9 protein-coding genes are annotated in these 8,615 nt (G+C 73.7%); 5 read left to right on the top strand and 4 right to left on the bottom strand.

The features are described from left to right. On the top strand, nucleotides 1-556 hold a 556-nt coding region (locus tag AB0F81_RS23115), incomplete at its 5' end, for a hypothetical protein (protein ID WP_360200491.1). A 142-nt stretch (nucleotides 557-698) separates the two neighbouring features. Then, the gene (locus AB0F81_RS23110) at nucleotides 699-1,922 is read left to right on the top strand and encodes a hypothetical protein (protein WP_360200489.1); all 1,224 of its coding nucleotides are present in this window, start codon (nucleotides 699-701) and stop codon (nucleotides 1,920-1,922) included. Nucleotides 1,923-2,028: 106 nt separating this feature from the next. Here AB0F81_RS23110 and AB0F81_RS23105 read toward each other — a convergent pair whose 3' ends face one another. Then, entirely contained in the window at nucleotides 2,029-2,646 is a 618-nt protein-coding gene (locus AB0F81_RS23105) for a hypothetical protein (RefSeq protein WP_360200487.1), read from the bottom strand. Between the two features lie 282 nt (nucleotides 2,647-2,928). Here AB0F81_RS23105 and AB0F81_RS23100 point away from each other — a divergent pair, with 282 nt between their 5' ends. After that, nucleotides 2,929-3,336, top strand: a complete 408-nt coding sequence (locus AB0F81_RS23100; RefSeq protein WP_360200485.1) for a hypothetical protein — start codon at nucleotides 2,929-2,931, stop codon at nucleotides 3,334-3,336. Next, nucleotides 3,333-5,654, top strand: a complete 2,322-nt coding sequence (locus AB0F81_RS23095; protein WP_360200483.1) for an MFS transporter — start codon at nucleotides 3,333-3,335, stop codon at nucleotides 5,652-5,654. The genes AB0F81_RS23100 and AB0F81_RS23095 overlap by 4 nt, the downstream gene beginning before the upstream one ends. A 20-nt stretch (nucleotides 5,655-5,674) precedes the next feature. Here the strand turns inward: AB0F81_RS23095 and AB0F81_RS23090 are convergent, their stop codons facing one another. Both AB0F81_RS23090 and AB0F81_RS23085 read right to left on the bottom strand, forming a co-directional pair. Further along, nucleotides 5,675-6,115: a hypothetical protein gene (locus AB0F81_RS23090; RefSeq protein WP_360200481.1), complete on the bottom strand. Its 441-nt coding sequence runs from the start codon at nucleotides 6,113-6,115 to the stop codon at nucleotides 5,675-5,677. Nucleotides 6,116-6,164: 49 nt separating this feature from the next. Beyond that, the gene (locus AB0F81_RS23085) at nucleotides 6,165-6,974 is read right to left on the bottom strand and encodes a class I SAM-dependent methyltransferase (RefSeq protein WP_360200479.1); all 810 of its coding nucleotides are present in this window, start codon (nucleotides 6,972-6,974) and stop codon (nucleotides 6,165-6,167) included. A gap of 48 nt (nucleotides 6,975-7,022) precedes the next feature. On the opposite strand from AB0F81_RS23085, the gene AB0F81_RS23080 reads away from it, so the two are divergent. Then, a complete protein-coding gene (locus tag AB0F81_RS23080) occupies nucleotides 7,023-7,589 on the top strand; it encodes an XRE family transcriptional regulator (RefSeq protein WP_360200477.1) in 567 nt (188 codons plus the stop codon). A 4-nt stretch (nucleotides 7,590-7,593) separates the two neighbouring features. Here the strand turns inward: AB0F81_RS23080 and AB0F81_RS23075 are convergent, their stop codons facing one another. Further along, a complete protein-coding gene (locus AB0F81_RS23075; RefSeq protein ID WP_360200475.1) occupies nucleotides 7,594-8,610 on the bottom strand; it encodes a LacI family DNA-binding transcriptional regulator in 1,017 nt (338 codons plus the stop codon). Nucleotides 8,611-8,615 lie beyond the last annotated feature (5 nt).

Here is an 8,615-nt window from a genome sequence, read left to right as displayed (position 1 = left end):
CGGGGACCGCCCGGCCGGGCCGGCCACCGGGCCGCCGGTGGGTGACCTGTCGCTGGGCCAGCGCGCCGACCGGGCCTCCGAGCCGGCGAGCCGGGACGAGCAGCGTCCACGATGCTCGCTCGCCGGTCCGGTCGTGCTGCGCCGGTCGGCGCCCGCCGTGCCGGCCTGCCAGGCGGCGCACACCGCGGGGGACTGGCTCGTCGCGGCCCGGTTCGCGCTGGGCACGCCGGACGCGTGCGCGCTCGTGCGGGTGCGGGTGCACGACGGCGCGTTCCGGGTCACGTTCTGCGCCGACGAGGTGCGCCTCGAGGCGGAGACCGGGCGGCTCGTGCGTACGCTCGCGGCCCGTCCGATGCCGGCGGCTGCCGATCCGGCGGCCTGGCGGCATCTCGAGGTGCGCGCCGCCGGAGCCGATCTCGAGGTGTCGCTCGACCGGCAGACGGTGCTCGCCTCGCCCGGCGTGACCACGCCGCAGGCGCGCGGCGCCGTGGTGCTCGGTATGGCCCCGGGCGATGCCGTGGTGACCTTCGCCGACGTCGCCGTGGAACCGCTCTGACCGGCGCCGATGCTGATCGGAAACGGTCAGGTTTCTTAAGAGGACAGCCCCTCGAATCTTAAGTTTCGCTTTAGTTCGATCCTTCTTGGGAGCGTTCCCGTACGGACCGGTGGAGAACGCGGTCCGAAAGGAAGGCACGCAGATGAAGCGCTACCGGAGCTACCGGAGCAACTCGGGGGGATCGAACGTGCGGCGCTGGCGGGTGGCCGGCGTGGCGGGTGTCGCGGTGGCCATGGTGGGTGTCGGACTCGGCGTGGCAGCCGCCGCCGACGAGAGTGTGCCCACGGTGAACTGCCCGACCGTGGCCGACAAGCTGCCCGCCGTCCCGGCCTCCGCGCAGGCCGAGGTCGCCAGCAACCTGGCGCAGCTGAACACGCAGATCCAGGAGGCCAACAACCGGATCCGCACGTCGGTCGGCCAGGGCGGACCGAACTTCATCCAGAACGCGATCCTGGGCCCGCTGGAGGACAAGCGGTTCGCGGCGATCAACCGGATGGAGACGGCGATCGGCCGGGCCGCGGCCAAGCCGGACCTCAACGCCGAAGGCCTCGCGCCCTGCTCGCTGAACGAGGGCGGCGGCGGCAACGCGTCGCCGGAGCCGACCGAGGTGCCCGCCGGCAACGGCGGCGGCAACAACGGCGGCGGTAACGCCGGAGGCAACAACGGCGGCGGCAACAACGGTGGCAACAACGGTGGCGGCGATGCGCTGCCGACGGTGAACTGCCCGGCCGTGGCCGACAAGCTGCCCGCCGTCCCGGCCTCCGCGCAGGCCGAGATCCAGCGGAACCTGGCCCTGCTCAACACCCAGATCCAGGAGGCCAACAACCGGATCCGCAGCACGGTGGGCCAGGGCGGCCCGAACTTCATCCAGAACGCGATCCTCGGGCCGCTGGAGGACAAGCGGTTCGCCACGATCAACCGGATGGAGACGGCGATCGGCCGGGCCGCGGCCAAGCCGAACCTCAACGCCGAAGGCCTCGCGCCCTGCTCGCTGAACGAGAACGGCGGCGGCAACGCGGCGCCCGAGCCCACCGCGGTCGCCACCGCGAACCCGGAGGACGTCGCGGCGAACCTGCCGACCGTCAACTGCCCGCAGGTGAACGTCACCGTCGCCGTCCCGGCGTCGGCCCAGGCCGAGATCGACCGCAACCTGGCGCTGCTGGACAAGCAGATCCAGGAGGCGAACAACCGGATCCGCAGCACGGTGGGCCAGGGCGGCCCGAACTTCATCCAGAACGCGATCCTCGGGCCGCTGGAGGACAAGCGGTTCGCGGCGATCAACCGGATGGAGACGGCGATCGGCCGGGCCGCGGCCAAGCCGAACCTCAACGCCGAAGGCCTCGCCCCCTGCTCGCTGAACCAGTGAGACCACGCGCTGCCCGGCGCGGACACCCCCGAACCCGCCGGCGCCGGGCAGCGCGTGAACCGTACGGAAGGGACTGCGGCCCGGTCGCGATGCGGCCGGGCCGGCTCTATTGGTGGTGGCTCAGCAGGCCGTCCAGGCCGGGACGGGTCTCCTGCTCGGCGACCAGGACGTCCTGCTCGGCCATCCGGACCTCCTCGACCAGGGCCTCCGCGGCGACCTCGGCGACGTGCGCCTCCTGGCGGACCTCCGCCGACTCCGCCATCGCCTGCTGGAATTCCCGCAGCGCGGCACGCACCTCCGGCGCGTCGGGCTGGTCCGCGCCGGTGCCGGTCTGCTGCCAGATGCCGTTGAGCTGCGCCACGCTCAGCTCCCCGCGCCGGTAGGCGTCCAGGGCCGCCCGCTGCACCAGCCGCTGCGACTCGCCGGTAGCCGCCGTCCGCGCCTCCCAGCGCGCGTCCAGATAGCGGCGCTCGGCCTGATCACGCAACCCGGCCACCTGCTCGGCCCGCTGCCGCGCCTCGTCGGCGGCGCTCACCGCCCGCTCGGCCGCGGCCCGCACCGCCTCCGCCTCGGCGGCCAGCTCGGCCACCTCGACCGGCCGGGGCTGCGGCGCCGGTTCCGGTTCCGCGCGGCGACCCGGTCGCTCCCGGGCGAAGCGGCTCGCCAGCACCGCCGACCCGGACAGGGCGGCGACCACGACCGCCACGACCACCAGAACCCACATCGCCCAGCCCGGCACCCCGCCACGCCTCCCTGTCTCGCGATCACCGTCGATTTCCGACCGTAGGGTGATCACCGCGGGCCCGCCACCCGAGTGTGGTCTTGCTCGCGTGCCGGCGGCGCCGGTGATGAGCTGGTGAGGTCGTGGCCGGCGGGGGCGGGTGGGCTATCGGATAGTGCTATCCGCTAGCGTTCCGCTCGCTTGTGGCATGCGCGCCTCCACGACCGCGTAACACGGGCGTGGTAGAAAGCCCGCCAGCAGTTTCGCCGTCGAGAAGGAGCCGCCGTGCCGATCGCCTCCACCGGGACAGGCGCCGTCAGGTCGGGCGCCAGCGTGGTGGTCTACCTCTCGGTGAGCCTGCGCTCCCGGCTGCGCGCGCACGCCGCGGCGACCGGGCGGTCGCACACGCAGCTGGTCTTCGACGCGCTCAACGCCACCCACGACCGGCTCGCCGAGCTGGTCGCCGTCAGCGGGCCGGCGGCGGCACCGGCGGACGGGATCTTCGTGGCGCAGCGTACGGGGCGGCGCCGGCACTCCGAGGACCAGGTGCAGGTGTCGATCCGCCCCCACGCCGCGAACCTGGCGGTCATCGACGACCTCGCCGCCCGGCACACCACCGGCAACCGATCCGCGTTGATCGCGACCGCGCTCGACGAGTACCTCCCCGCCGTGTCGAAAGGCGTACCCGCGTGAAGCAGTACAACGACCTGATCGCGGACTTCTGGCGTGACTACGCCGCCCTGCTGCTGCTCGGCGCCGGTCTGCTCGGCATGATCGCGCTGATCGGGCTCGGCGTGTGGGCGAAACGGTCCCGCAAGCCGCTGCGCCCGATCGCGCTGGCGGTCAGCATGAACCTGGCGCTGCTGCTCAACGCCGAAGGCATGTGGGTCATCGCGATCGACCAGCTCAAACTGCCGAAGGTCTTCGCGGTGCTGGTCTTCGCGGTCTTCGAGATCTGCTTCCTGACCGCGACGTCGCTGGCCGCCGAGCAGTATCGGCGGACCACGGTCTACGCCGCGGACGGGAAGATCGTCACGCCCGGTCATCCGGGGCCGATGCTCTACATCGCCGCGCTGATCGCGGTGCTGTCGGGCGTCATCGTGGCCAGTAACGCCGTCACCGGCACCGAGAAACTGCTGCGGCTCGCCGTACCCTGTGTGATTTTCCTGATGTGGTGGGCGGCGCTGACCGCTGCCGGGCAGCGAGTGCGGCGTGGCCGGTTCGCCTACAGCCCGCGCCGGCTCGCCGAGCGCTGGGGCTGGCTGATCCCCGACGACGATCCGGACCTGGAGCGGATGGCGGCGGAGCGCCAGGTGCGGCGGATGGTGATCAACTACCACCGGGTGAGCGGGACGCGGTGGCCGAAGTCGTGGTGGCGGTCGCGGCTGCTGAAGGACGCGCGCACCGCGGGTGAGCCGGTCGTTCAGGACGTGATCGAGCAGCTGGCCCGCATCCAGCGGGTGATGGATCTGCTGGACCCGAGCGGCGCGCGGATCGCGGCGCCGGCCGTGACGCCGGCACAGCTCACCGGCGAGGACGCGGCGACGGCGGCTGCCGTGCCGGCCGCCGATCCCCAAGGCCCGGCGGAGGCCATGCCCGCCCAGGCCGCATCCGCGCAGTCCGTGCCTGCGCAGTCTGTGCCTGCGCAGTCTGTGCCTGCGCAGTCTGTGCCTGCGCAGTCTGTGCCTGCGCAGTCTGTGCCTGCGCAGTCTGTGCCTGCGCAGTCCGTGCCTGCGCAGTCCGTGCCTGCGCAGGCCATTCCCGCCCAGTCCGTTCCCGCCCAGGCCGTTTCCGCGCAATCCGTGCCTGCCCAGGCCAATCCTGCCCAGGCCGTTCCTGCGCAGTCCGTGTCTGCTCAGGCCGTGCCTGTGCCGGTGACGCCGGTTCCGGCGGTGTCCGGTGGTGCGGGGACCGATCGTGCGGCGGTAGCGGGTGAGCCGGCCCGCACCCTGGCGGCCTCGGCCGGACCAGCCTCCGGCTTCGAGCGGGTCGCCGCCGTTGCGGCTGCGGCCGGGCCGGGCGCGGCCGGCTCAAACGGGCACGCCATGGCCGGCACGGCGGTGCCCGCCGTGCAGCCGGTCCAGTTCGTGCAGCCGGTCGAGCCGGATCCCGGTCAGGGTGACGGAGCCGGGCAGGAAGCGCACGACGAGGCGCTGACCGCGGTGCCCGCGCCGCGCCGGTCGACCGAGGACGGCGCCGAGCCGGCGGCGGACCCGGCTCCCGCGGTGGGCGCGGCGATGAGCGCCGCGCCGGTCTCCCCGGCTCCGGCGGTTCCGGCCTGGGCGTCCACGCCCACCGGAGCCCGGCCGGCGGTCAGCATCCCCGGGTCGCCGTGGTGGCGGCTGGCGGTGCAGAACCTGAGCCGCCACCTGGCCACCGAGACCAGCCCGGAGGAACTGCTGGAGATGAGCTACCTCCAGGTCACCGAGCTGGCCCGGACCCTGGCGCCGCGCGTGCCGGAACTCGGCGAGGGCGTCGTCCGCGCCTTCGTCATCGACTACGTGCGGGAGTTGAGCGGCGAGCACGGCGAGGCGGCGTACCCATGGCGGGATCTGCTGCCGGAACCGGCCGTGGCGCCGAAGGGCTCGCCGGCCTGGCTGGCCGGGCTGGAGGCGCTGCGCAGCGCCCTGGAGGAGGAGCTCGGGCAGGGTGAGTTCCCGCGCGACCCGCGAGAGCTCGCCGAGCTGCTCGCCCCCAGCGCGCCGCGCCTCGACGACGTGACGATCCGCGGTTTCGTGGCCGACTACCTGCTCGCGCTCGGCGGGCAGAGCGGGCCGGGCAGCGCCGAGGAATGGCAGCACCTGCTGCCGCGCCCGCAGGGCGGTCGCGGCGCCACCGACGAGGAGCTGCTCGAGGCGTACGGCGAGCGGCTCGACGAGCACCTGCGCACCACCGGGCGACTGAGCCGTTACAAGGTGCAGGCCGTCACCGGGGTGAAGAGCCGCATCCAGGCCGACCGGATCAAGGCCGCCGTGGAGGAGCGCGCCGCCGCGACCCTCCCGGTCCGCTGACCCCGCTGCGGGACGCCTGCTCAGTGACGGTAGGCGTGCCCGTAGTGGTGCGGGTGCACGAGCGGGTCCGTGCCGACCACGAAGTCGACGACGTCCCAGAACTCGCGCACCCGCGGGTGCCCCAGGGCCTCGGCCCGGCTGAGCTTGCGCCCGAACAGCGGGCTCTGCGGCGCCACCGCGGCGGCGTCGACCGCGGTGGCCGCCGGCAGGTCGCTGCCCTGAACCGGGCCGAACCGGCAGCCGAACGTCAGATGGTCGTCGTGCTCGCCCTCGCCCCAGGTCCCGAACACCACGTCGATCCACGACTCGGGGTCGCCGCCGTGGGTGTAGCAGGAGGCGAAGAAGACCGCGTACGGCGCGCCGTCACGGGTCACCATGCACCATGTCCGGCGGCTCGGGCCGCCGCAGCAGTCGCAGGTCTGCTCGGCGCCGCCGCGCCACGACTCATCGGTTCCCAGCATCCGGTGGATCCTGCCGGGTTGAGCCCACGCCGACAAGGCCGGTGGCCGGTCAGGCCACGGCGATCCAGACGTCGCGGCTGCTCCGGACGGACAGGTCGGTGCGCGAGGCGAGGCCACCGTGCAGCAGACCGTCCAGAGTGGCCCGGTCGGCGGGGGAGATCCGGTCGGCGAGGGAGTGCCGGAAGCGGCGCAGCGTGGCCTCCGCGTAGCGCACCGCCGTGGGGGACAGCGGCGCCGACCGCTCGATGAGGAGCGTGTCCTGGTCGTGGACGGTCAGCCCGGCGGCCTTGAGCCGGGCCGTCCAGTCGGAGCCGATGTGCGGCAGGTGCGCGTCGCGGGCCTCGGCGTGCCCGGCGTGCATGCGGTCCTCCAGGCCGTCGCCGAACCCATCGGGCAGGAAGCGCGGCAGCTGCTCCATCTCCACCATGACCAGCAGGCCGCCGGGCCGCAGGGTGGCCCGGATGTCGCGGAGCACCCGGTCCGGGTCGGCCATGTGGTGCATCGACGACGACGCCCACACCAGGTCGGCCGGTCCCAGGTCGGGCCAGCCGGCGTCGAGGTCGGCGCGCACCGGCCGGATCCGCCCGGTCAGGCCGTGCCGGTCGGCGGCGGCGGTGAGGTGCCGCAGCAGCTCCTCCGAGGTGTCGACGGCGGTCACCGTGGCGCCGGGGAAGCGGTGCAGCAGGGCGAAGGTGCCCGCCCCGGTCCCGCTGCCCAGGTCGATGACGTCCCGCACGGGAGCCGTGGACAGCGACGCGATGCGTGCGGTGAGCGTGGCGACCTCCTCGCGGGCGACCTCCGCGTCCAGGTCGAGCATCTCCGTCATGTCGTGATTGCCGTGGTGGTGTTCGGTTCCCATGCGATCGACTGTACGAGCACCTTGCCCGCAACGCATACAATCTTGCGTATGACGCAAGACGCTGAGATGGACGCCCTGGTCCGGGCCCGGATCCGCGGGCTGCGGCTGGCGAAGGGCTGGTCGCTCGACGACCTGGCGGCCCGCTGCTATCTGAGCCCGTCCACGCTGAGCCGGATCGAGACCGGCCACCGGCGCATCGGGCTGGACCAGCTGACCGCGATCGCCCGGGCCCTGGGCGCCAGCCTCGACTCCCTGGTGGAGACGGGTGGTGACGAGGTGGTGATCAAGCCGCACCACCACCCGGAGCGCGGCATCACCACCTGGGTGCTCGACCACGAGCCCGGCGGCAAGGGCCTGACGGTCGCCCGGATGCGGCTGACCCGCCCGCCGTCCCGGGACCCGCAGGCGATGGGCGTGCACCCCGGGCGCGACTGGTTCACCGTGCTCTCCGGCACGGTCGAGCTGCTGCTCGGCGAGCGGAGCATTATCGTCGAGACCGGTCAGGCGGCGGCCTTCTCCACGATGATCCCGCACGCCTTCGGCGCCCGCGGCGGCCCGGCCGAGGTGATCACCATCCTCGACCACGACGGCGAGCGGCTCCACCTCGACACCTGAGGAGTCAGGACGGCGGCGGCGCGCAGCTCTCCCGCCAGACGACGGTGGCCTCGGCGCGCTCGGCCCGCGGGCCGGGGTCGTCGCCGAGCGCGAGGGCCATGGCGCGTTCGCCCATCTCCACCAGCGGGAGCCGCACGGTGGTCAGCGACGGCGTGACGTCCCGGGCGATCGGCATGTCGTCGAAGCCGGTGACCGAGATGTCGTCGGGCACCCGCACGCCGCGCCCCCGCAGGGCGGCGAGCGCGCCGACGGCCATCGAGTCGTTGAGGGCGACCAGGGCGGTCAGGCCGGGCTCGGTGTCGAGCAGCTCGGTGGCGGCCGCGGCGCCGCCGTCGCGGGTGAAGTCGGTGTAGAGCACCCGCGACGCGGGCAGCTCCACGCCGAGCTCGTCGGCGGCCCGGCAGAAACCGGTGAGCCGGTCGGTGGTGGTGGTCAGCCAGCGCGGGCCGGCGATCACCGCGACCCGGCGGTGGCCGAGACCGAGCAGGCGCAGGCCGAGCGCGTAGGCGCCGTCCTCGTTCGCCGGCAGCACCGCGCTGCCCACCAGGCGGTGCCGGCCGATCACCGCGACCCGGCCGCCGGCCTGCTGGTACGCCCCCAGCTCGGCGTTGAGCCGCTCGGTGAACGCGTCGTCGTGATAGCCGGAGCCGGCCAGGATCAGCGCGTGCACCTGCTGGGCGCGCAGCAGCGCCACGTACTGCAACTCGCGGTCCGGCTCCCGGTAGCTGTTGCAGATCACCAGGAGCCGGTCGTGGGCGCCCGCCTGGCGTTGCAGCCCGCGGGTGATCTCGGCGAAGTACGGGTCGGAGACGTCGTGCACGATCACGCCGACCGCCGACTTGCGGGGCCGGGCGACGTGCTGGGCGTGCGCGTTCGGCACGTAGTGCAGTTGCGCGACGGCGGCGAGGACCCGCTCGCGCAGGTCCTCGTTGACCCGTTTCGAACTGTCGTTGATCACGCGGGAGACGGTCGCCGGGGAAACCCCGGCGAGCCGGGCCACATCTGCGAGGGTGACCGCCATCGGCA

It is taken from the genome of Actinoplanes sp. NPDC024001 (genome assembly GCF_040638955.1).
Classification (GTDB): domain Bacteria; phylum Actinomycetota; class Actinomycetes; order Mycobacteriales; family Micromonosporaceae; genus Actinoplanes.
Note: the sequence above shows the minus strand (reverse complement) of the source record. Positions and strands in the feature narration are given on the sequence as shown.

What these genes read in the sequence shown, in the direction of transcription:
- AB0F81_RS23110 (WP_360200489.1), top strand. Translation starts at nt 699, where the DNA reads ATGAAGCGCTACCGGAGCTACCGGAGCAACTCGGGGGGATCGAACGTG.
- AB0F81_RS23105 (WP_360200487.1), bottom strand. Translation starts at nt 2,646, where the DNA reads ATGTGGGTTCTGGTGGTCGTGGCGGTCGTGGTCGCCGCCCTGTCCGGG.
- AB0F81_RS23090 (WP_360200481.1), bottom strand. Translation starts at nt 6,115, where the DNA reads ATGCTGGGAACCGATGAGTCGTGGCGCGGCGGCGCCGAGCAGACCTGC.
- AB0F81_RS23085 (WP_360200479.1), bottom strand. Translation starts at nt 6,974, where the DNA reads ATGGGAACCGAACACCACCACGGCAATCACGACATGACGGAGATGCTC.
- AB0F81_RS23080 (WP_360200477.1), top strand. Translation starts at nt 7,023, where the DNA reads ATGACGCAAGACGCTGAGATGGACGCCCTGGTCCGGGCCCGGATCCGC.
- AB0F81_RS23075 (WP_360200475.1), bottom strand. Translation starts at nt 8,610, where the DNA reads ATGGCGGTCACCCTCGCAGATGTGGCCCGGCTCGCCGGGGTTTCCCCG.